This is a genomic window from Faecalibacter rhinopitheci (genome assembly GCF_015234135.1).
Taxonomy (GTDB): Bacteria; Bacteroidota; Bacteroidia; order Flavobacteriales; family Weeksellaceae; genus Empedobacter; species Empedobacter rhinopitheci.
The window spans coordinates 163,788-189,158 of record NZ_JADGIK010000005.1 but is presented as its reverse complement, the minus strand read 5'-3'; the positions used below and the strand labels follow the sequence as shown (position 1 = coordinate 189,158).

14 protein-coding genes are annotated in these 25,371 nt (G+C 33.2%); 11 read left to right on the top strand and 3 right to left on the bottom strand.

Going from position 1 to position 25,371, the window contains the following annotated elements; translation table 11 throughout:
- Window positions 1-5: 5 nt before the first annotated feature.
- The gene (locus IM532_RS08845) at window positions 6-2,927 is read right to left on the bottom strand and encodes a SusC/RagA family TonB-linked outer membrane protein (RefSeq protein ID WP_194183092.1); all 2,922 of its coding nucleotides are present in this window, start codon (window positions 2,925-2,927) and stop codon (window positions 6-8) included.
- A 223-nt stretch (window positions 2,928-3,150) separates the two neighbouring features.
- On the opposite strand from IM532_RS08845, the gene IM532_RS08840 reads away from it, so the two are divergent.
- The 11 genes from IM532_RS08840 to IM532_RS08790 all read left to right on the top strand — a co-directional run bounded on the left by IM532_RS08840 (window position 3,151) and on the right by IM532_RS08790 (window position 21,470).
- A complete protein-coding gene (locus tag IM532_RS08840) occupies window positions 3,151-4,170 on the top strand; it encodes a LacI family DNA-binding transcriptional regulator (protein WP_194183091.1) in 1,020 nt (339 codons plus the stop codon).
- A gap of 161 nt (window positions 4,171-4,331) precedes the next feature.
- Window positions 4,332-5,678: an MFS transporter gene (locus IM532_RS08835; RefSeq protein WP_194183090.1), complete on the top strand. Its 1,347-nt coding sequence runs from the start codon at window positions 4,332-4,334 to the stop codon at window positions 5,676-5,678.
- A 5-nt stretch (window positions 5,679-5,683) separates the two neighbouring features.
- Complete coding sequence (gene pgmB, locus IM532_RS08830; protein ID WP_194183089.1) at window positions 5,684-6,340, top strand: beta-phosphoglucomutase; 657 nt, start codon at window positions 5,684-5,686, stop codon at window positions 6,338-6,340.
- A 29-nt stretch (window positions 6,341-6,369) separates the two neighbouring features.
- Window positions 6,370-8,664: a glycoside hydrolase family 65 protein gene (locus tag IM532_RS08825; protein ID WP_194183088.1), complete on the top strand. Its 2,295-nt coding sequence runs from the start codon at window positions 6,370-6,372 to the stop codon at window positions 8,662-8,664.
- A 458-nt stretch (window positions 8,665-9,122) separates the two neighbouring features.
- Window positions 9,123-10,979 carry a glycoside hydrolase family 13 protein gene (locus IM532_RS08820; protein WP_194183087.1) on the top strand — a complete coding sequence of 619 codons (1,857 nt, stop codon included), beginning with the start codon at window positions 9,123-9,125 and terminating at the stop codon, window positions 10,977-10,979.
- A gap of 214 nt (window positions 10,980-11,193) precedes the next feature.
- Window positions 11,194-13,299 carry a glycoside hydrolase family 97 protein gene (locus IM532_RS08815; protein WP_194183086.1) on the top strand — a complete coding sequence of 702 codons (2,106 nt, stop codon included), beginning with the start codon at window positions 11,194-11,196 and terminating at the stop codon, window positions 13,297-13,299.
- A 345-nt stretch (window positions 13,300-13,644) separates the two neighbouring features.
- On the top strand, window positions 13,645-16,014 hold the full coding sequence (locus IM532_RS08810) for a glycoside hydrolase family 31 protein (protein ID WP_194183085.1): 2,370 nt from the start codon (window positions 13,645-13,647) through the stop codon (window positions 16,012-16,014).
- 24 nt (window positions 16,015-16,038) lie between these two features.
- Window positions 16,039-17,694 carry an alpha-amylase family glycosyl hydrolase gene (locus tag IM532_RS08805; RefSeq protein WP_194183084.1) on the top strand — a complete coding sequence of 552 codons (1,656 nt, stop codon included), beginning with the start codon at window positions 16,039-16,041 and terminating at the stop codon, window positions 17,692-17,694.
- Window positions 17,695-17,714: 20 nt separating this feature from the next.
- Window positions 17,715-19,097 (top strand): alpha-amylase family glycosyl hydrolase, encoded by a 1,383-nt coding sequence (locus IM532_RS08800; protein WP_194183083.1) that lies wholly within the window; start codon window positions 17,715-17,717, stop codon window positions 19,095-19,097.
- A 92-nt stretch (window positions 19,098-19,189) separates the two neighbouring features.
- Entirely contained in the window at window positions 19,190-19,702 is a 513-nt protein-coding gene (locus IM532_RS08795; RefSeq protein WP_194183082.1) for a PepSY-like domain-containing protein, read from the top strand.
- A 172-nt stretch (window positions 19,703-19,874) separates the two neighbouring features.
- The gene (locus IM532_RS08790) at window positions 19,875-21,470 is read left to right on the top strand and encodes a class I SAM-dependent methyltransferase (RefSeq protein ID WP_194183081.1); all 1,596 of its coding nucleotides are present in this window, start codon (window positions 19,875-19,877) and stop codon (window positions 21,468-21,470) included.
- An 82-nt stretch (window positions 21,471-21,552) separates the two neighbouring features.
- Here IM532_RS08790 and IM532_RS08785 read toward each other — a convergent pair whose 3' ends face one another.
- Together IM532_RS08785 and IM532_RS08780 are read right to left on the bottom strand one after the other, a co-directional pair.
- A complete protein-coding gene (locus tag IM532_RS08785; protein WP_194183080.1) occupies window positions 21,553-22,506 on the bottom strand; it encodes a hypothetical protein in 954 nt (317 codons plus the stop codon).
- Window positions 22,507-22,621: 115 nt separating this feature from the next.
- Window positions 22,622-25,363, bottom strand: a complete 2,742-nt coding sequence (locus IM532_RS08780) for a M16 family metallopeptidase (RefSeq protein ID WP_194183079.1) — start codon at window positions 25,361-25,363, stop codon at window positions 22,622-22,624.
- Window positions 25,364-25,371 lie beyond the last annotated feature (8 nt).

Here is a 25,371-nt window from a genome sequence, read left to right as displayed (position 1 = left end):
TTCAATTAGAATTTAACATTTAAACCAAATACAAATGTTCTAGGACGTGGATAAAAATTATTATCAATACCACCAAACATTTCAGGATCTAACCCATCGTAATTTGTGAAAACAGCTACATTTTGTACTGCACCATAAAGACGAATATCCATCCCTTTTATAGGTTGATTAAGATTATACCCTAAAGTAATATTGTCTATACGTAGAAACGATGCATCTTGCACAAAGTAATCACTTAATAAATTCGTTTCTGTTATGTTAACAAATCCTGTGTTATAGTAATCTGTATGCACGTTAGATAAATAGTTTTGTCCATTACCTGTTGCTTTTCTACTGTAACCTTTAGCAGAAGCAACGTTATTGTAAGCGTAGTTTCCTAAATTTGCACGAGCGCTTGCACTAAAATCCCAGTTCTTAACACGTAAAAAAGCATTGAATCCCATTGTGATTTTTGCATAAGGACTTTCATTAATATAACGGTCGTTATCATTAATAATTCCATCACCATTCAGATCTTCATAAGCTCCTTCAATTGGTTTTCCATTAGAGTCGTAGATCTGTTTATAAGTGTAAAAACTATATGGAGAATATCCTTCACGGTGAATTTGAATATTATTTCCAGTTCCACCATCTATACCACCTGTTAAGTTATCAGTTGATAAATTTGTAATTTTATTATCGTTAAATGCAATGTTATATCCAACCGTAAAGTCGATATCTTTAGATTTTACGATATCTGCATTAATATTAAATTCAACTCCTTTGTTTTCCATATCACCGATATTTCTATCGATCATATTTCCAAAGTTTGTGAATGGATCAACGTATACTTTCGCGATTAAATCTTTTGTTTTTTTCATATAAACGTCTAAAGATCCGTAAATACGATTTTTAAATAAAGAGTAATCTATACCAGCATTTAATGTTTCTGCAATTTCCCATTTTAATTCAGGATTAATTGGCGCAGGACGATAAGTTTGGTAAAACTGATTTCCGAATTGATAATATGCAGTAGATTGAGAACCGTCGTAGCGTGTCATGTATTGAAATGATCTTAAACCATTTACATTACCTACTTGTCCATATCCAGCTCTAAGTTTTAAATCATTTACAACAGAAGATCCTTTTAAAAATTCCTCTCTTGTAATGTTCCATGCTGCTGCAACAGAAGGGAAATATCCCCATTGTTCATCTTTAATAAACTTAGAAGAAGCATCAGCACGTAAAGTTACAGTTAAGATATATTTATTATCGTAGTTATAATTAATACGTCCGTAGTATGATAATAATGTATTATGATCTCTATCTATAAATTCGAACTCATCATTACCTTGTTGTAATAATTCGCTATCAAAGTTATATTTAAAAGTATTAAAATATTGATAACCATATCCAACAACTGCATTAATATTACTTAAGCCAAAATCTTTGTTGAATGTTAAATACGCATCAAACAACTTACTATAAAATTCTTGGCTATAGTTTGTATTAGATCCATCCCATGTTAAGGAGTTGTTAGGCATATTCATACTTACGTTATTTCTTCCATTGGCATTAGAAATATCATAACCAGCATTTACCGTAGCTGTAATATAAGGAAAAAAATGTAACTTATAATCCACCTTTGCGTTCCCTACAAAACGTCTAACTTCTGATGTGTCATCTTGTTCATTTAATAATGCAACAGGGTTAGTAGGAGCTAAATTATGCTTTACAGGCCCGTCCATCCATGTATGGTAACCTCCGTATATAGAAGCACCTGAATAAACTGGCTGAGTAGGATCATATTCTAAAGCTGCACCAATAGCACCTTTATTTGCGAATTTATTTTCGATATAAGATCCACGACCATTAAATTCAAACTTTAAATGATTGTCTAAGAACGAAGGAGATAATGCGATAGAGGCAGTAGTTCTATTGATATTATCACCTTTTAAAATACCGTCTTGATCTGTATTAGAGATGGAGAAACGCGTTGGCATATTACCACCAATATTACCCATTGCACTAAAATTATGATCAAATCCGATAGCTTTTTTATAAATTTCTTTTTGCCAATTTGTATTTGATGTACCAAGGCGAGCAATTTCCTCTGCTGAACCAACATTTTTTACTAACTCTCTGAACTGATCTGAATTCATAACATCTACATAATCAGATGGAGTATAAATAGATGTTGTTGCGTTATAATTGAATGTAAATTGGCGACCTTTCCCTTTTTTAGTCGTAATCATTACAACTCCATTAGCAGCACGAGAACCATATATGGCTGTTGCAGAAGCATCTTTTAAGATGGTCATCGACTCGATATCATTTGGATTAATGAAATCTAGAGGGTTACGAGAACCTCCAACGTTTTCGTTAGATAATGGAACTCCATCTACCACATAAAGGGGTTGTGAGTTTAATGATAATGAACTATTACCACGAATAATAATGTTCTGTCCGTCACCAGGAGCACCTCCTGCAGATGTAACAACTACCCCAGCAATTTTTCCTGTAACTAACTCTTGTGCAGAGGTGATAGAACCTTTATTAAAATCTTTTTCACTGATCTGATTTACAGATCCTGTAATATCTTCTTTCTTCGCCGTACCATATCCAATCACTACAACTTCATCTAAATTAGTTTCAGATGTTTTATTTAATTGGAAAGTTAATTGGCTTTGGCCATTGTATGTATATTCTTGTTCATCGTAACCAAAGTAACTGATTATAATGATATCACCGTTTTCTGCCTCAATTGTAAAATTACCATTGTTGTCAGACATAACTGAATTACCCGAAGTTAAGTTGGTGATTTCTGCACCAGTTAAATTCGTGTTAGTTATTTGATCAGCAACAGAACCCTTTACAACATTTTGTGCCATTAATAAGGCAGGGCATGAAAAAACTAAAGCGATAAGAGATTGCTTTAAAACTCTCATATGTTATTTGTTTTGTTTGTGTGATTATTTGTTATATTTTTACTTCTCGGGACTAAATTAAGTTATTTAAATGATTAGTTGTGTAGAAGTTACACTATCTAACTAACGAAAACGTTTTCGTGTTAATAAAAAACTAACTTAATTAAGTATTTTGTTAAAATGACGGAAAAATCAAGGTAGTTTTAAGCCTAGGATAGAATGTAGTAAAGGTTAAAGTATATAAATGAAAAAAAATTTAACATTAAAGCAAATTGCTAAAGAATTAGAAGTCTCAGTTTCAACTGTTTCTAAAGCATTAAAAAATAGTGAAGAAATTAGTGAATCTACTAGACAAAAAATTCAAGCTTTTGCAAAATTATACAATTACAAACCCAATAATATTGCACTAAGTTTAAAGAATAGAAAAACGAAAACGATTGCGGTAATTATTCCAGAAATTGTTCATCATTTTTTTGCAATGGTAATCAGTGGAATAGAGAGCGTGGCCAATAAAAGCGGTTATAATGTTATCATTTGTATTTCAAATGAATCATATGAAAGAGAAGTTATAAATATTGAAATGTTAGCTTCAGGCAGCATCGATGGGTTCATCATTTCATTGGCAAAAGAATCCCAAGAAAAGAAAGATTATCATCATATCAAAGAAGTTATTAACCAAGGAATGCCCGTAGTAATGTTTGACCGTGTGACGCGCGAAGTTTATACAGATAAAGTAATTATAGATGACGTTTTAGCAACACAAGAGGCAATACAATTTCTATTAAGTAAACAAAGAAAAGATATTGCATTCATCACTACTCCAGATTATATTTCAGTAGGTCGTCTTCGTACGGAAGGTTACACAAAGATGTTGTTACAAAATGATATTGAAATTAATGAAGATTTAATCGTTCGTATTGCAAATGAAGAAGAATTAATAACTCAATTAGAACATCTCTTCGATACTCAAAAGTTTAATGCCTTAGTAGCAGTAAATGAATTGTATGCTGTAGCAGCTCTAAAAATTGCATTAAAAAGGGGAATTAAAGTGCCGGATGAATTAAATATTATTGGATTTACGGACGGAATTATTTCACAACATTCTACTCCAGCAATATCAACAATTAAGCAAAATGCGTTCAAAATGGGAGAAATTTCTGCTAAACTTTTGATTAATAAATTAGAAGAGGAAAATGAACATGAACATTATATTACAGAAGTTATAGGTACAGAATTATTGCATCGTGAAACTACATCGTTATAGTAACTTTTTTAGCGTTAAATTGCTGATTAACTAGTAATAATCCCAAATATATTTCATAAAATTGTAGCTTAATCAAAACATATTTTTACTTCTCAAAAATTAAAATATAGTTTTGATAAGCTGAAAACGCTTATCGTAAATAATTTATAAAAATTACGATAATGGAAAAGCGTAGATTAGGATTTTGGGAAATTTGGAACTTAAGTTTCGGATATTTCGGAATCCAAATGGGGTTTGCATTACAAAATGCAAACGCAAGTAGAATCCTCCAGACATTTGGTGCAGACGTACATCAATTGTCTTGGTTTTGGATTGTTGCTCCTTTGATGGGTTTAATAGTTCAACCTATTATAGGACATTACTCTGATAAAACATGGGGACGTTTCGGTCGCCGTAAACCTTATTTTTTAGTTGGTGCTGTATTAGCAAGTTTAGGATTAATTTTAATGCCTCAAGCTGGTGCATTCACTGCATTATTACCTGCGCTATGGATGGGAGCAGGATTTTTAATGATAATGGATGCCTCGTTCAATATCGCAATGGAGCCTTTCCGTGCTTTAGTCGCCGATGTACTACCTTCTGATCAACGAACATTAGGATTTTCAATTCAAACTTCATTAATTGGTTTCGGAGCCGTTCTTGGTTCTTGGTTGCCATATATTTTAAGTAATTGGATAGGTATTGAAAGTGTTGCACAAGCTGGTCATCTCCCTTTTCATATTATATTTTCATTTTTAATAGGTGCATTAGTTTTAATTCTTTCAGTAATAATTACTGTGACTACCACAAAAGAGTATTCACCAGAAGAATTAGAGGCTTTTGATCGTGCAGAAGGTAAAGAGATTGTAAAGGAAGAGCATGCAAGTATCTCTCAAATATTTACTGATTTCAAGAATATGCCCAAAACGATGAAACAGCTTGGTTTGGTACAATTTTTTACTTGGTTTGCATTATTTGGTATGTGGGTTTTTGCTACACCAGCTATTGCACATCACGTATATAAACTTCCAATGTCTGATATTTCCTCAGCTACTTATAATGAAGCAGGAGATTGGGTCGGAATCATTTTTGGAGTTTATAATGCTGTTTCTGCAATATTCGCATTTTTCTTACCTGCATTAGCATTAAAAATTGGACGTAAAACAACTCATACAATTTCACTTATAATGGGAGGTTTAGGTTTACTCTCAATCTATTTTATTGATAATCCTTATTTATTAATCCTATCCATGGTTGGAGTTGGAGTGGCTTGGGCAAGTATTTTAGCGATGCCTTATGCCATATTAGCTGGTTCAATTCCTGCAAAGAAAATGGGAGTTTATATGGGAATTTTCAACTTCTTTATTTGTATTCCTCAAATCATCAATTCGATTTTAGGAGGTCCAATTGTTAAATATATTTATGGTGGAAATCCAATTTACGCAATCATGATGAGTGGTGTTGCATTTATTATAGCAGCTTTACTAGTACAACGCGTTCAGGACGATGAAAAACCAATCAAAGCATAATTATTTTGAAAACTAAAGCATTTATTTTCGACTTAGACGGTGTTATAGTAGACACTGCAAAATACCATTTCTTAGCTTGGCAAAAATTAGCGGAGTCTTTAGGAATTACATTTACACACGACGATAACGAACAATTAAAAGGCGTTTCTCGTGTGCGATCATTAGAAATTATTCTTGGATTGGGTAATGTAGAAGCGACTCAAGAACAAAAAGAGCAGTGGTTAGTTCAGAAAAACAAAGATTATTTACAGTATATCGATAAAATGGATGATTCTGAAATCTTACCAGGCGTGATGAAGGTTTTAGAATTTTTAAAAGCGAATAATCAACCAATTATTTTAGGTTCTGCTTCAAAAAATGCGCGTCCAATTTTAGAGAAGGTAAACACCTTAAATTACTTTGATGATATTGTGGATGGAAATGATGTTTCTAATGCAAAACCAGATCCAGAAGTTTTTTTAGTAGGAGCAAAGAAAGCAAATCAAACAAATGAAAACGCAATTGTTTTTGAAGATTCAGTTGCTGGAATTCAAGCAGCAAATATTGCTGGAATGATGAGTATCGGTATCGGTGAAGCTTCAGTTTTAAATGAGGCAGATGTTGTTTTCAACGACTTCACAGAGATTACAGAAGAATTCTTAACAGAATTGATTAATAAATAGTACACAGACAAACATACAATATAACAAAAATGAATCAAGATTATATCATCCCGAATGCGTGGTCAATTATAGAAGAAGGGTTTGAAATAGATCGAGTAAAATCCTCTGAGAGTTTGTTATCTATAGGAAACGGTGCAATGGGGCAACGTGCAAATTTCGAAGAATTTTATTCAGGGGATACGTTCCAAGGAAGCTATATCGCCGGAGTTTACTATCCAGACAAAACAAAAGTGGGATGGTGGAAAAACGGTTATCCAGAATATTTCGCGAAAGTTTTAAATGCACCGGTTTGGATCGGAATCAACATTGAAATCAATGGAGAACAATTCGATTTAAATACGTGTAAAGAAGTGAAAAACTTCCGTCGCGAATTAAATATGAAAGAAGGAATTTTAGATCGTTCATTTGTAGCAACTTTACCTTCAGGATTAGAAATTGAGGTGTTTGTACGTCGTTTCTTAGCTGCTGATTTAGATGAATTAGGTGCAATTAAATATGACATCAAACCATTAAATGGTAAAGCGAATATTGTTTTTAAACCTTATGTAGATGCTCATGTAAAGAACGAAGATGCGAACTGGGAAGAAATTTTTTGGGAATCGATCGGATCTGAAATCAAAGGTGAACAAGGTTTTGTACAAGCGCGTACATTCAAAACACATTACAATGTAGTAACGTATATGGAGAATGCAATTTTCATCAACAGTGAAAAACAAGCCATTACTCCAACGGCTAAGAAAACAGAATGGAAAGTTGAGTTCACGTACGAAGTTAATGTTAAAGCAAACGAAACAGCAACGATCCAAAAATTTGGGGGGTATGTCGTTTCAACCAATCATAAAGAAGACGAGTTAGTTGCTGCAGCAAAAAATGTGTTAGCACAAGCCAATGCTTTAGGTTATGAACAATTGTTAACAAACCAAAAAGAAGCGTGGGCAAAAACGTGGGAAATGGCAGATATCACAATTGATGGTGATGTAAAAGCCCAACAAGGAATTCGTTTCAATATCTTCCAATTAAACCAAACGTACTCTGGTAAAGATGCTCGTTTAAATATTGGTCCTAAAGGTTTCACTGGTGAAAAATACGGAGGATCAACGTATTGGGATACAGAAGCCTACTGTTTACCATTCTATATGGCGACAAAAAACCAAGAGGTAGCGCGTAACTTATTAACATACCGTTACAACCAATTGGATAAAGCCATTGAAAATGCTGAGAAATTAGGATTCAACAAAGGAGCAGCATTATACCCAATGGTAACCATGAATGGAGAAGAATGTCACAACGAATGGGAAATTACATTCGAGGAGATTCACCGTAATGCGGCCATTGCATTTGCCATTTTCAATTATACACGTTTCACAGGTGATGAGTCTTATATTCCTGAAGCTGGTTTAGAAGTGTTATTAGGAATCGCTCGTTTCTGGAAACAACGTGTAAACTGGTCTGCAGATAAAAAACAATACGTAATGTTAGGAGTTACTGGTCCTAACGAATACGAAAACAATGTGAATAACAATTTCCACACGTCTTACTGTGCACAATGGTGTATGAACTATTTAGTGGAGCAAGTGGAAAACGTGAAAGCAAATTATCCGGAAGATTTCTCTCGTATCGCTGCTAAAACAAACATCACAGATGTGGAATTAGCAGAAATGAAAGAAGTCGCGGCTAATATTTATTTCCCATACAGCGAAGAATTAGGAATTTATTTACAACAAGACGGATTCTTAGATAAGGATTTAACTCCTGTTTCTGAATTAGCGAAAGAAGAACGTCCAATTAATCAAAAATGGTCTTGGGATAGAATCTTACGTTCGGCTTACATCAAACAAGCGGATACCTTACAAGCATTCTATTATTTCGAAGATCAATTCTCGAAAGATCGATTAGAAAAACATTTTGATTTCTACGAACCATTAACGGTTCATGAATCGTCTTTATCGCCTTGTGTGCACTCGATTCAAGCAGCTACATTAGGTCGTATGGAACAAGCGTATACTTTCTATTTAAGAACTTCTCGTTTAGATTTAGACGATTACAACAAAGAAGTTCACGAAGGATTACACATCACATCAATGGCGGGAACGTGGATGTCGATTGTAGAAGGATTTGGTGGAATGCGTGTAAAAAATGATACGTTATATTTTGAGCCTCGTTTGCCTGAACAATGGGAAGGATTCTCGTTCAAAATCAATTTCCGTAACCAAATCTTAAAAGTAAATGTAAATAAAGGTGAAACAACTTTTGAATTGGAAGGAACTGAACCATTAGAGGTTTATGTTTTCGACCAAAAAGTAGTGGTTCAGCCTTCTATTTAATATAGGAAAATAGAATACCTTGAAGGCTTCGGCTTTTGAGGTATTTTTTTATCAATTCATAGATTAAACTTCCGTCTTCCTGAACTCGTTTCAGGATCTCATCAAATTAGGAAGTGAAGCTGAACGAAATTCAGCTTGGTTATTAAAATACATAAAAATGGCCTTTTAATCTATGACGTTAAGAAAATAAATGAAGTGAAGGATTAGAATGAATTAGTGACCGAAGGGAATCATTTAATTCATTCCCGAAATGAAATTTATTTTTAGTCAAATAGATTTATAGCCTTGATTTTTTGAATACTTTTTTATCAAGAAAAAAGTATTGAAGAAATTAATCGTTTTTGTCTCAAGACAAAAATGAAAATAAATTTCGTCTAATTTCTCGATACAATTCTTACCAGAATCACTCGAAATGACGATTTATCGTACAACGTAAAACATCAAACGTAACACGTAAAATGAAAAAACTATTCATACTAACTTCTTTATTATCATCCTTTGCCTTTGCACAAATCCAAAAGGTCGAACCAATGTTTTGGTGGAAAGGAATGAAAAATCCGGAACTACAAATTTTAGTATACGGTAAAGACATTAGTAAATATAACATCGAGTTATCGGATAAAATCCAAATAAAGGACATCACAAAAACAGAGAATCCAAATTATGTTTTTGTAACGGTAAACACAAACGAAATCAATTCGTCATCTTTCAAGATTAACATCAAGAACAAAAACAAGATTGTTGATTCTTATACTTACGAATTGAAAAATCGTCAACCGAATTCAGCAAATCGTTCGTCGTTTTCATCAAAAGATGTGGTGTATTTAATTATGCCGGATCGTTTTGCAAACGGAGATGAAAGCAATGATTCGATGAAAGAATTGCGTGAGAAAGCGAATCGTCAATTGCCAGGTGGTCGTCACGGGGGAGATTTACGAGGAATTATCAACAACTTAGATTATATCCAAAATTTAGGAGCTACTGCAGTTTGGTTAACTCCAGTTAACGAGGATAACGAAAAAGAATATTCGTATCACGGCTATGCCCAAACGGATTTATATAAAATTGATGGACGTTACGGGACAAATGAAGAATACCGTGAACTGTCACAAAAATTGAATCAACGAGGAATGTATTTGATTCAAGATTATGTCACGAATCACTGGGGAATTTCACATTGGATAATTCAAGACTTACCTTCAAAAGATTGGATGCATACATTTCCTGAAGGAGAAAATGGGTTCCGTCGTTCAAATTACAGAACAACAACTCAATTTGATCCTAACGCATCTGAAATTGATAAAATCGGAGCCTTAAACGGTTGGTTCGATACCACAATGCCAGACATCAATCAAGCGAATCCTTTGGTCTTAAAATACATTACGCAAAATGCGATTTGGTGGGTAGAATATGCTGAATTAGGTGGAATCCGAGTAGATACATATCCCTACAATAACAAAGAGGGAATGGCAACTTGGGTAAAAGCGATTACAGATGAATATCCTAACCTAAATGTTGTAGGAGAGGCGTGGATGCATTCGCCAGCTCACGTTTCATATTGGCAAAAAAATTCGAAAATTGGAGAAATGGCGGGTTACAATTCGAATTTACCTGCGGTAATGGATTTTTCGTTGTATACGAATATGACAAAAGCGTTTCAAGAGGAAGAATCGTGGGACAAAGGTTTGGTAAAAATTTACGAATCGTTTACAAACGATTTCTTATATCCAGACATCAATAATTTATTGGTCTTTTTTGAAAATCACGATACCGAACGTTGGAATCAAATCTACAAAGGTGATATTAAGCCGTATCAATTAGCAACGACTTTAATCGGAACGGTTCGTGGAATTCCACAAATTTATTACGGCACTGAAATCGGAATGGCAGGTGATAAAAATATAGGTGGAGATGCAGCGATTCGTCAAGATTTTCCTGGAGGATGGAAGAATGATACACAAAATGCATTCAATCCAAATTCACGTACAGTAGCACAAAATGCTTTTTATGATTTTACTGCTAAAGTATTCAATTGGCGTAAAAACAAGGAAGTGATTCATTCTGGTGAAACAAAACATTATGCGCCAATCAATGATGTCTATGTGTATTTCCGATACAATCACAACGAATCGGTAATGGTGATTTTAAATAACAAATCAGAAAAGCAAACCATCCAATTGGATCGATTTGTAGAATCATTGCAAGGTTACAATTCAGGAAAAGATATTTTATCGAATCAAGATTTCACAATCAATACGACTGGAGAAATTACAATCGATGGAAAATCTTCAATGATTATTGAGTTGAAGAAATAACTAAATTGAAAATGACAAATCAAAACGACATCTGATTTGCAGACGAGAGTCAATTCATTGAGAGAAACGTCAAAATGTTTACTGAGCGATAGCGAATGATCTAAACATTTTAGTGAAACGAAATGATAATTGACCGTCGAAAATCGAAGTCTTGACTTTTTTGTTTCGTTTTTGTGTCAAGACAAAAATGAAAAAATAAAATACATTAATCAAAATGAAAAAATTAACAACAACAATATTTACCCTACTTGCTATTGGCGCATTAAATGCCCAAACCATAGAATCGCCATCAAAACAAGTAAAAGTTAACTTCGAGTTAACGGGTAATGGTCAACCATCGTATTCGGTAATATATAAAGGAAAAGAAATTGTAAAACCTTCAACATTAGGTTTCGTTTTAAAAGATGCAGAAGCTTTAGAAAATGGATTTACAGTTACAAATTATACGACTAAATCGGTGAACGATGCTTGGCAACCTGTTTTAGGAGAATACAAAGAAATTAAAGATATTCATAACGAAGGAACGTTTCAATTAACGCAAACTTCTACCAACAGAAATGTAAATGTTACGTTTCGAGTTTTTGATGAAGGGGTGGCTTTCCGTTACGAATTTCCGAAGCAACAAAACTTAAATTACTTTATCGTTAAAGAAGAAAAAACGCAATTTAATTTAACAGGAGATCACCAAACATTTTGGCTACCTGGTGACTTCGATACACAAGAATATACCTACATCGAATCTAAAATTTCAGGAATCGATCACAGCAAAATTGATATGAATAATGGAATTGGAGTGAAATCAATTGGGAAACCAAATTCAGTTCAAACGCCATTACAAATGAAAACTGCCGACAATATCTATTTGAATATTTTCGAAGCAGCAGTGGTTAATTACCCCGTAATGCATTTAGAATTTGATAAAAATACGTATCAATTCAAATCACATTCTGCGAATAATGCAATTGGTGATATGGCTTATTTACAAGCGCCTTTCAACACACCTTGGCGTACGATAATGGTATCAGATGATGCTCGTGATATTGTAGGGAAGGGCCCTCAAATGATTCTGAACTTAAATGAACCCTCAAAAATTGAAGATACGTCTTGGATTAAACCCATGAAGTATGTCGGAATTTGGTGGGAAATGCACGTAGGGAAATCAACATGGGATCGTCAAGGAACTCAAAACGCACAAAACCAAGTCGGACAGGAGGTTATTAAATTTCCTCACGGTGCGACTACAGAAAATACAAAACGTTACATCGACTTTGCAGCGAAACACGGATTCGACGGAGTTTTAGTGGAAGGATGGAACGAAGGATGGGAAGATTGGTACGGGAACTGGAAAGAAGATGTCTTCGATTTCACAACACCTTATGCTGATTTCGATATCAAAGAGATTTCTGACTATGCAAAATCGAAAGGTGTAAAAATGATTATGCACCACGAAACTTCGGGTTCAGTAGCTAATTATGAACGTCGTTTTGATCGTGCAATGGAGGTAATGAAACAATACGAATACCCTGCAGTAAAAACAGGATATGTTGGTCGAATCATTCCAAGAGGAGAATTTCACGATGGGCAAACGATGGTGAACCACTTCAATTGGACGGTAGAGCGTTTTGCGGAAAATAAAATTTTAGTCAACACGCACGAAAGTTCTCGTCCTTCAGGTTATCACCGTACCTATCCAAACTATATCGCTGCAGAAGCAACACGTGGAAATGAGTTCAATGCATGGAGTTATGGAAATCCTCCGGCGCACGAAACGATTTTACCTTTCACTCGTTCATTAGGTGGACCAATTGATTACACGCCGGGAATTTTCGAAACAGAAATGAAAGTGTATAATGTTGGTCGTGATACAAAAGTGCACACGACTTTAGCGAAACAATTAGCTTTATATGTTACGTTATATTCTCCGTTACAAATGGCAGCTGATTTACCAGAAAACTACGAGAAATATGCTGATGCTTTTCAATTCATCAAAGATGTTGCAGTGGATTGGGACGATTCAAAATACTTAGAAGCTGAACCAGGTGATTATTTAACAGTAGCTCGTCAAGCAAAAGGTACAGAGAATTGGTTTGTAGGTGCGATTACAGATGAAAAAGCTCGTCAGACAGAAATTAAATTAGATTTCTTAGCACCAGGAGTAACGTACGAAGCAACGATTTACCAAGATGCGAAAAATGCACATTGGGATAAAAATCCAAAAGCGTACGACATCAAAAAATTGAAAGTCAATTCAAAGTCAAAACTGAAATTGAATTTAGCGGCGAGTGGAGGAACAGCAATTTCGATTTTTCCTATAAAGTAGAAAATGTTTTAAGTTCTACGTGATACGTTTTACGTGGAACTTCTTTCAATTCTCATCAACAATTTGTCACATAGAGTGAAGTCGAAGTGCAGGATCTCATCAAATTAGGACGAGAAGCTGAAATAAATTCAGCTTGACAAAACAAATGACATCCGATTTGTAGATGAGCGTCAATTCATTGAGAGAAACGTAAAAATGTTTACTGAGCGATAGCGAATGATTTAAACATTTTAGTGAAACGAAATGATAATTGATCGTCGAAAATCGAAGTCTTGACTTTTTTGTTTCGTTTTTGTGTCAAGACAAAAATGAAAATAAAAATCATACAACGTAAAACGTAAAAAAATGAAAAAACTAACACTTTCAATCATATTACTTTCAACTATAGCTTGGGCGCAAAACCCAAATCGTAGTTTCCAATCGTACAAAAAAGTACAGAATGGAGTAGAGGTAAAGACGAATGATGGAACATATTATATACAACCTTATTCAGAAAAAATTGTTGAAACCTCTTTTGTGCCGAATGGTCAACAATCAAAAGATGGTTCTCACGCTGTAATTATGAAACCACAATCTGTTTCATCTAAAATCAAAGATTCAAAAAAAGAATTAGTGATTGAAACGAAAGGTTTAAAAACGGTGATTAATAAGGCGCCGTTTCAAGTGAAATATTACTACAAAGATAAATTAGTCACTTCTGAAAAGTTAGGATATCAACAAGTGAACGATTCGACTGAAACGATTCAATTCAACTTAACAAAAGACGAAGCGCTTTATGGTGCTGGAGCTCGTGTGTTAGGAATGAATCGTCGTGGAAATCGATTAGAATTATACAATCGTGCGCACTATGGTTACGAAACGGAATCGAAGTTGATGAACTTTACGATGCCGATTGCGATTTCATCGAATCAATATATGATTCACTTTGATAATGCACCAATTGGATTCTTAGATTTCGATTCGAAAAAAGCAAACGAATTAACGTACGAGACCATTTCAGGGAATAAAAAATATCAAGTGGTCGTAGGAGATTCGTGGGCAGATATGGTAAGCAATTATACTAACCTTACGGGGAAACAAGAAATGTTACCACGATGGGCAATGGGAAATATTGCTTCAAGAATGGGCTATCACGATCAAGCCGAAGTAAAATTTGTGGTGGATAAATTCCGTCGTGATTCAATTCCCTTGGATGGAATCATTTTAGACTTGTATTGGTTCGGAAAAACGGTGCAAGGAACAATGGGGAATTTAGATTGGGATAAAGATAATTTCAATCGCCCTGATGAAATGATTGCTTATAACAAAAAGCAAGGAGTTAAAACGGTTTTAATTACGGAGCCTTTTATTTTGACCACTTCATCGAAATGGGATGAAGCGGTTCAAAAAGATGTTTTAGCCAAAACAAAAGATGGAAAACCATTTACCTACGATTTCTACTTTGGAAATACAGGTTTAATCGACATCTTCAAACCAGAAGCAAAAACGTGGTTTTGGAATGTGTACAAGAAATTCATTAACCAAGGAATTGATGGTTGGTGGGGAGATTTAGGTGAACCAGAAGTTCATCCAAAAGCATTACAACACATCAATGGTTCTGCTGATGAGGTACATAATATTTATGGTTCAGAATGGGCAAAATTGGTGTATGATGGCTATAAGAAAGATTTCCCAGAACAACGACCTTTTATATTAATGCGTTCAGCTTATTCTGGAGCACAACGTTATGGAATGATTCCGTGGTCGGGTGATGTAAACCGTACGTGGGGTGGACTTCACGGTCAAACCGAAATCAGTTTACAAATGGGAATGCAAGGAATTCCTTATATGCATTCAGATTTGGGTGGATTTGCAGGTAATTACGAAGACGATGAATTGTACACGCGTTGGTTACAATACGGAGTTTTTCAACCAATATATCGTCCACACGCACAAGAAGATGTTCCATCAGAACCAATCTTTAAAAATTTAGCGACAAAAGAATTAGCGAAACAAGCAATTGAATTACGTTACCAGTTAATGCCTTACAATTATACATTGGTTTACGAGAATAGTATTTCTGGACAACCTTTAATGCTACCTTTATTTTTTGAAGATGATTCGAACAAAGAATTATTAAATGTTTCGACGACCTATTTCTGGGGTAAAAACTTCTTAGTTTCTCCAATTGTAGAAAAAGGTTTAAAAACACAGCAAGTACATTTCCCAAAAGGCGCAAATTGGTTCGGTTTTTATACAGACGAGAAAGTAGAAGGTGGACAAGTTAAAGCAATAAAAACAGTCGAAAATTCTATCCCAACGTATGTGCGTGGAGGAAGTTTTATTCCGATGGCGAAATTGGTTCAGACAACAGAAGATTATAACTTAGATGAATTTGAGGTACATTACTTCTTTGATCAAGAGGTTAAAAATTCTTCAGATTATATCTATAATGATGATGGGAAAACTCCAAATGCTTTTGAAAAAGGAATGTTTGAAAAAATTAACTTCTCATCAAAAGTTGATAAATCATCTCTTAAGATTGAGATAGCAACTGAAAAGGGTAAGAATTATCAAGGTTCAACGAAGAAAGTAAAATTAGTGATTCATAATGCACCATCTAACTTGAAATTGAATGAAGGTTTAAATGGTACTTATGATGCGACTAAAAAACAATTTATTGTAGAATTAGCTTTAGAAGCTGTAGGTAAATCACAAATCAATTTTAGTTTCTAATTCATCCATCAAAACACAAATCCAATGAAAAAAGTATTATTTAGTATAGCGTTAGGAAGTTTGTTTTTGACTTCTTGTTCAAAAACAACTTTACAAAGCACGCAACAAATTTCGAAAAGTGACCAACCATTTGTTTGGAACGGCGCAAACGTATATTTTTTACTAACAGATCGTTTCAACAATGGGGATACATCCAATGATGTGAATTACGGAAGAACGCAAGAAACGGCGAAATTAAGAGGTTTCGAAGGAGGCGATTTACGTGGCGTAATCCAAAAAGTTGAAGAAGGTTATTTTACCAATTTAGGCGTAAATGCGATTTGGATGACGCCTTTGGTGGAGCAAATTCACGGTTCGGTTGACGAAGGTCAAGGTCCAACGTATGGTTTCCACGGGTATTGGACGAAGGATTGGACGACTTTAGACAAGAACTTTGGAACGGAAAAGGATCTAGAAGAGTTAGTGAATAAAGCGCACGCGAAAGGTATTCGAATAATGTTGGATGCAGTTATTAATCATACAGGTCCAGTAACGGAATTGGATGAGGTTTATCCAGCAGATTGGGTTCGAGTTTCGCCACATTGTACGTACGATAATTATGTCAATACGACTTCGTGTACCTTAGTTAAGAATTTACCAGATATCTTAACAAACAAAGAAGAAAATGTTGCTTTACCGCCTCAATTGTTAGAAAAGTGGCAAAGAGAAGGACGTTTAAAACAAGAAATCGAAGAACTAAATACATTCTTTGCGAAATATAATCTTCCTAAAGCACCAAAATACTATATTATTAAATGGTTGTCCGACTATATTCGTGATTATGGTATTGATGCGTATCGTGTCGATACGGTAAAGCATACGGAAGAAGAGGTTTGGAAAGTTTTTGCAGAAATTTGTAAAGATGCATTCAATGAGTACAAAGCCAAAAATCCACACCAAGTTTTAGACAACAATGAATTTTTCTTGTTAGGAGAAGTGTACAATTATACAATCAATGAAGGTCAAAATTTTTCATTTCCAGACAAGAAAGTGAACTATTTTGAACATGGATTTGATGCTTTAATCAATTTTGATTTACGTTCATCACAAAATGAAACCTACCAAAAGTTATTCAATCGTTACGATAATATCATCCACAACGAAATGAAAGGAAAAACGGTAATGAATTACATGACTTCTCATGATGATGGTTCGCCCTATGATAAAGAACGTAAAGATGCTTGGGATGCAGGAACTAAATTATTATTGACACCAGGAATGGCTCAAATCTATTATGGTGATGAAACTGCTCGTCCTTTAGTGATTGAAGGAGCAGAAGGAGATGCGAATCTTCGTTCGTTCATGAATTGGGAAGCTATCCAACCTAATTCAGAAACCTTATCTTTATTAAATCATTACCAAAAATTAGGTCAATTCCGTAATAATCATCCGGCAGTTGGAGCAGGAAAACAAACGGTTTTAAAAGCTGAACCTTATATTATTCATCGTAAATACAACGAAGATGAGGTGATTATTGCCTTAGATTATTTTAGAGAAGATAAGATGATTGAAGTTGTTGGTTTATGGAAAGACGGCACTAAAGTACGTGATGCCTATTCAGGATTAACATCAGTGGTAAAAGATGGAAAAATTTTAATTTCAACTCCATCAGATATAGTATTATTAGAGAAAATAAAATAAAAGGAAAAACTATAAACAAAATGATTAAACAATTTTTAGCATTAAGTTTAGTCGCTGGGCTATTCATCACAAGTTGTGGTAAAAAAGAAGGAGAGTCAACTGAAGCAATACAGACAGAACAAACGACACAAGAAATTACTCCTTTTACAGCGGATATGGCTGAAACGGCTGTTTTATATGAAGTTAATGTACGTCAATTTTCGCCAGAAGGAACTTTTGCTGCTGTAACAAAAGAAATTCCAAACATCAAAAAATTAGGCGTAAAAATTTTATGGTTAATGCCAGTTCATCCAATTGGAGTTGAAAATCGTAAAGAAGGTTTAGGTTCATATTATTCAATCAGTGATTACAGAGGGATTAATCCAGAATTTGGAACACCTGAAGATTTTAAAGCATTGATTGCAGAGGCGCATAAAAATGGAATGTATGTTATTATGGATTGGGTTGCCAACCATACTGCTTGGGACCACCCATGGGTAAAACAACATCCAGATTGGTACGAAACGGACAAAGATGGTAAGATGATTTCACCTTACGATTGGACAGATGTTGTTGCATTAAACTACGATAACCAAGAAATGCGTAAAGCAATGGTAGCTGATATGAAATATTGGTTGGATGATTTTAAAATTGATGGTTTCCGTTGCGATATGGCACATGAAGTACCAACAGAATTTTGGGATTGGGCAAAACCACAATTGGCAAACGGTCGTGAAATTTTTATGTTAGGTGAAACTGAAAATACAGATTTATTAGCTAAAAATTCATTTGATGCTGCATATGGATGGGAACTTCATCATATTATGAATGATATTGCAAACGGTAAGAAAAATGTTTCATCAATTGATGTTTACATGGATTCCATTGCTAAAAAATGGCAACCTGATGATTTTAAATTATTATTTACTTCAAATCATGATGAGAATTCTTGGGCTGGAACAGAATATGAAAGAATGGGAGATGCCGTTGAAACATTTGCAGCATTAACGTATGCTTTGCCATCGGTTCCATTAATTTATAACGGACAAGAAGAAGATTTTAATCGTCGCTTAAAATTTTTCGTGAAAGATTCAATTGATCGTAATCCAAACGCAAAAATGCGTGGAGTTTATGAGAAATTAGGCGAATTAAAAGTAACAAACGAAGCATTCAATGGTGGTAAAAAGGCTGCAACTTATGAACGTCTTAAAACTTCGGATGATCTTTCGATTTTGGCATTTAAACGTAAGAAAAATAATGCAGAAGCTTATTTTGTAGGAAACTTTACAAAAGCTACTAAAGAAGTTGAAATTCCTGTAACAGGAACGTTTAAAAACTTTATGAATGGGGAAGAAGTAATTTTAGATGGAAAATCGAAAATTAAATTTCAACCATGGCAATATTATATCTTAGTTCAGAAATAATATTTCAATAAAAAAAAATTGAGTCGAATAGGAAACTATTCGGCTTTTTTTATGGTATAAAGATTGAGCATATTATAACAAATCTAAATGTTATGAAAAAAATATTATTATCAGCAATTGTACTTTCTTCTTTTGCAATGTTATCATGTCAATCTAAAACTGAAACAAAACAAACTTATACAGAAATAGAAGATAATGGACAGCAAAAAGTAGAAACAGTGGATACCGACGAAACAATTGTTCAGAATACCGATTTACCAAATGAAGCTCAAAACTTTATTAAAAATAATTTTGGAAGTGAAACAATTCAAACTGTACTTAAAGAGGCAAATATTTCTGGAGATGAATATAAGGTACAGCTAGGAAATGGAATAAAATTAGAATTTGATGCGAATGGACAATGGAAAGATGTAAAAGCTGAAGTCGCTAACCAATCTGTTGGAGCATTATTTTTACCTCAAGTTACTCGTGATTATTTAACTCAAAATTATCCTAATATAGGTATCAAATCTGTGGAAAGAGATACAAAAGGCATTGATATTGATTTATTGAATAATATCGATTTGAAATTTGATACTAATGGTAATTTTTTAAGAATTGACTAAATATAAACCTCGTTAAAGCGAGGTTTTTTTTATGCAATATTTTTTTTTGTTCAAATAGATATATATGAATAGTTTAACATTATAAAAATTAAGTGGAATAAAAATAGTATACTAATTCGCTAGAGTTTAGGTTGTATTTAGCTATATTTACACTACAAAATTTCATTATTTTATGGATAAAAAATTTTTAAGATCATTAATTTTTAGACACCTTGATGGTATAGTTACTGCACCAGTTTTATCAGCATTAGCCAAAAAAGGTGTTTTACAATATATTGTAGAAAATAAAAAAGTTACACTTCAACAACTATCTAATCAATTTCAAACTAATGAAGGATATTTAAATGTTGCTTTGCGCGTATTAGCATCACAAAATATGCTTAATTATAAACTTGATTCCTCAAATAATCAAGTAGCAATTGAAGTGAATAAATATTCTGAACGCGCGTTTACGAATATGGATATTTATCAAGATTTATTCAAATTTTTAAAAAGCGATGAAGTAGTTAATCGCAAGGATTTTTCTGATGAATTTTGCAAAAAATGGGCTGATCTTTTTGATAAATATGAATCATACTTATTATCAAGCAATACCCCAGAATTTTTAGATAAACCATTACATTTCCAAATTTGTAAACATATCGAAGGTACTTTAGTTGCGCCATTAATTGTACGATTGGGAATGAGCGGTTTGTTTCATAAATATTTTATGGAAGCTTCTTTTAGTGCAGATGAATTTCATAAAAATCCCCAATTTTTTGAAAAAATTTTAACTCGATTAGTTAAGTTAGGATGGTTTATAAAAAAATGTAAAAACTATCAATTCTCAGAAACGGGATTATTCTTTGCACGTAGAGCTGCTGCTTATGGTGTAACAGTATCGTATTTACCAATGTTTTCCAAAATTGAAGATTTATTATATGGATCAGCCTCAAAAATTAGAGAAATTAAAGATGGCGAAGATGAGATCCATGTAGATCGTGAAATGAATGTTTGGGGTAGTGGAGGTGCTCATGCAACTTATTTTAAAGTAATCGATGAGTTCATTATAGATATTTTTAACCAGCCATTAGATGAACAACCTAAAGGTATTTTGGATATGGGATGTGGTAATGGTGCGCTTCTTCAGCATTTATATGAAGTTGTCGAGAGGTATACTCTTCGAGGAAAACACCTAGATGAATATCCATTATTTTTAGTAGGTGCAGATTATAATCAAGCCGCTTTAAAAGTAACTCGTGCAAATTTAATTAAGAACGATATTTGGGCTAAAGTAATTTGGGGTGATATTGGTAATCCTAAAAAACTATCTAATGATTTACAAGATGACTATAATATTTCATTAAATGAGTTACTGAATATTAGGACTTTTTTAGATCATAATCGTATTTGGGAAACTGTGCCTACAAGTGATAAAATTTCATCATCTACAGGTGCATATGCATTTAGAGGTGAAAGATTATCTAATGCGGATGTGGAAAATAATTTAAAACTTCATTTAGAGAAATGGACTCCTTATGTAGGTCAATTCGGATTATTGTTAATAGAATTGCATACATTGTCGCCGGACTTAACAGCTAAAAATTTAGGAAATACTGCCGCGACAGCTTATGATGCTACACATGGATTTTCAGATCAATATATTTTAGAAGTAGATGTATTTCATAAAATTTGTGTTGAAGCTGGATTAAAACCTGATGAAAAGTTATTTAGAAAATTTCCGGATAATGAATTAGCAACTGTAAGTATTAATTATTTAAAAGCATAAAAATATAAAAGCGAGTCTTAATAGACTCGCTTTTTAAATATAAACTTAGGTAGGTTTGTTTAAAACATCAATTAGCCGTAGGTTATCTTAACACTACGTCAGCTTGACTAATTTTAAACCCATTTTGGTAAATGTCAATCTTGTATGTTCCTGGTTCAAAAGCTGCATCTTCCCAATCAAATGTTACAGTTTGTCCCGCTCCATTTTGGTAATTTACATTAACTTTATCAGAGTAAGCAACCTCATCTCCAGAATGTAATTTTAATAAACCAGAGTCAGCACCTCCAAATTTTCCGATTTGTCCATTTGGTTTACGGATAGAAACATAAATTTCTTTTTGTCCGCTTTGCGCTCTCGAGTTACGATCTATATCAAAAGATACACGAATTTTATCTACTTTCTTCGCTCTATCTTTAGTTACTTCTTTTCCATTATTTCTTACTTTTAACGGCTGAATTTTATGGTTTGAAATAGATAGAGTTGTGCTTAGTTCTTCTTCTTTCTTTGTCGCAATTTCTCTTTCTGCAATTCTTTCTGTACGTTCAGTGTTAAGATTAGTTTGTATACTATCTCTTTCTGTTGTAAGTAAAGTATTATTTTTTACTAAAATGGCATTCTCTTTTTCTAAACGAATAATTTCACTTTTATAAGTAGCAATTTCAGATTTTAATGATTTAATCATCGATTCAGCTTTTGCTAAATCAGCTTTAGATGCATTTGCGTCATTTAATATTTTATCAATTTCTTGTTGTTGGATAGAAATATTATGCTCTTTATTTGATAATAAACCGTCGTTATCTACAATTGAACTTTTTAATTGTTCAAATTCATCTTGTAAATTCTTATAATCAAACTCTAATTGAGATTTTTCAGAAGATACTGTAGATAATTCTTTTACAGAATTATTTAAAGTTTCAATACTTTGTTTATTATCAACAAATTGATATACGTTAAAACCTAAACTTAATAAAAGTCCAACTCCTAATGCAATTGGTAGTGTAGAATTATTGTTTTTTTTGTTCGAATCTTGCTCCATCTTGTTTGTATTATTTGTAGTAATTTATTTATAATATGGTATGGAAAATAGCAAATTCAATTCCAAAAATTAAGCAGTTTGATAAAAACTGCTTAATTCATTGTTTATTAGTTAATTATTTATTAAACGTTCCGGTGTAAATAGAAGTTAATTTATTTAAATCGATGTATTTTTTAATTACTTCATTCACTTTTTGTACGTCTAATTTCTCAATTCGTTGTTCTAAAGACGAAAATTCATCAAATGAAATATTATTTAATAAATAACCATTTGATAAGCTTAGCAATGTTCCATCAGAGCCTAGCGAAGTTGCTCTACTTGTTTTCCAGCTAGATATATTTGTTTTTAATTCTTCTGCTGTAAAGCCTTCAGTTATTGCTTTTGTTATTTCTTCCTTTACAGCTTTTTCTACAAGATCTCGCTTTGTTGGATTTAAAAATGCAAAATATCCCCAAGATGAGCTTTCATTTTTTGGATCAGATGAAACCGATAAAAATGATCCTGCTCCATAACTAATTCCCTCTTTTTCTCGTAAACGCATAGGTATTCTTGCAGCTAAAAATCCACCGCTTCCTAACATTTCGTTTGCGATAACAAGCGCCGGATAATCTGGATGATTACGATTCATTTTGAAATTAACTTGCCCTACAGCAGCGGCATTTTCTTTATCTGCGATATTTATAATATCATCTTTTTTAGATGAAGTTTGTAACGTTGGATATGCTTTTTGATAAGTAGATGCGCTATTCCATTTACCAAAAGTATCTTCTAATAAACTTTGAACTTTAGTTTTATCATTTGTTCCAACTATAGAAGCTGCTCCGTTATTAGCTCCTAAAATATTTTTATGAAAATCAATAATATCTGTTCGTTTTACTTTTTTATATCCATCAATTTGTTCCTGAAAAGAAGGTGTATAAAACAGGGATGACTTTGGATAATTAGATGTTCTTCTTTGTATTTCTGTAAAGGCTAACGATTGTGGATCATTCATATTTCCTTCTAAATATGTAATGTTCTCTATTTTTGTTTTTTCTAATTCAGCTTCTGGAAAAGTTGATTCAGTAATCAATAATTTAACAATTTTCATTGTTTCATCTAATGATTTTTTATAAGCACTGATATTAACGTTTAAAGTTTGGCCAGAGAAGTTAAAATATACTGAAGATTTTAATTCATCAAGTTTATCTTTTATATCTTCTTTAGTCATAGATTTTGTTCCAGATAAAAATAATTGTGCTGTTAAATCTCCAATTTCTTGTTTATAAGCTAATTCTTTTTCATTAGAAACAGGAAGGCTCATAGAAATATTTACCTTTTCACCTTTAATTTCTTTATCAATAATACCGAATTTTAAGCCGTTTGAGATTTTACCTTCTGTAAAATTTGCTTTTAAATTCTTTATAGAAGCTTCAAATTCTTTTGCTTCTTTTTCTGCTTCTCTACCTTTATAATTAGAGACAAGATTTTTTATTTCTTGTGTTGTTACTTCTGTTGGTTTTACACGAATTTCATCTTTCGTAGGGATAAAAACACCTACCGTTCTATTGTTTTCTCTGAAGTATTTTTCAGCTACGCGTTTTACATCTGCTAATGTTACTTTTTCTACATTATCTCTGTAAATAAAGTTTAGCCTATAATCACCAGAACCGATAATTTCAGTTAATTCTATAGCTTGGTAAATGGTGTTATTATTTACATTTTCTAATTGTTTGATTAAGGCAGATTGAGCACGTTTTACATCAGCTTCTGAATAATTATTTGTTGGAATTTTATTTAATTGAGTTCTAACTTCATCTCTTATCTTTTTAATGTCTTTTTCTTTACTAACTTCTGCCCCAATAAATAAGAAACCTGCATCTCTTAGCTGCGGTAAGAATGACCAAATACTAGATATTTTGTGAGAATCTACTAAAGATTTGTATAAATAACCTGATGGGTTAGAAGTTAAAATTTGATCTAAAACGGCTAATGCAGCGTAATCTTTATCCGCAAAAGCAGCGGTGTGATACATAATACCCACTGCTTGGCTATCTGCTGCACGTTTTACTTCAACAAATTTTTCTCCATCTTGCGCAGGTTCTACTGTTTGTATTTCTTCTAATACACGATTAGGTTTAGGAATTGCACCAAAATACTTATTTACATATTCTAATGCTTTGGCTTCATCAAATTTTCCAGCAATAATTAGTACGGCATTATCAGGTTGATAATATTTTTCATAGAATTTTCTTAATTGAGGAGTTTTTACACGTTCAATATCCTCACGAGATCCTATTGTAGAATTACCGTAATTATGCCATAAATATCCAGCATTAATTACTCGTTCCATTAAAATACGTGTTGGGTTATTCTCTCCGATTTCAAATTCATTTCTTACGACGGAAAATTCTTTATCTAAATCACTTTGTAACAAAGTCGCATTTATCATTCGGTCCGCTTCCATCTCTATTCCCCATCTTAGATTATCTTCAGAATATGGAAATATTTCATAATAATTGGTACGGTCATACCAAGTAGTTCCATTGGCATCTCCACCTTTATCAGACAACATTTTTTTTATATCACCTAAATTTTTAGTGCTTTTAAAAAGCATATGTTCTAATAGATGAGCCATTCCTTTTTCGCCATAACCTTCATGTTTAGACCCTACATGGTAAGTTATATTTACGACAACATTACTTTGGGATTGATCTGAAATAAGTAAAATCTGTAATCCATTATTCAGTTTAAATTCTTTAATTCCTTCAACTTGTCCTACAAATTGACTCGATGAAACGGCGTTTTTTTGAGCTATTGCATAAGGAGCAGTTCCTAAAACAAAAGCTAAAACAAGACTGTAAATTGTTTTTTTCATTATTTTAT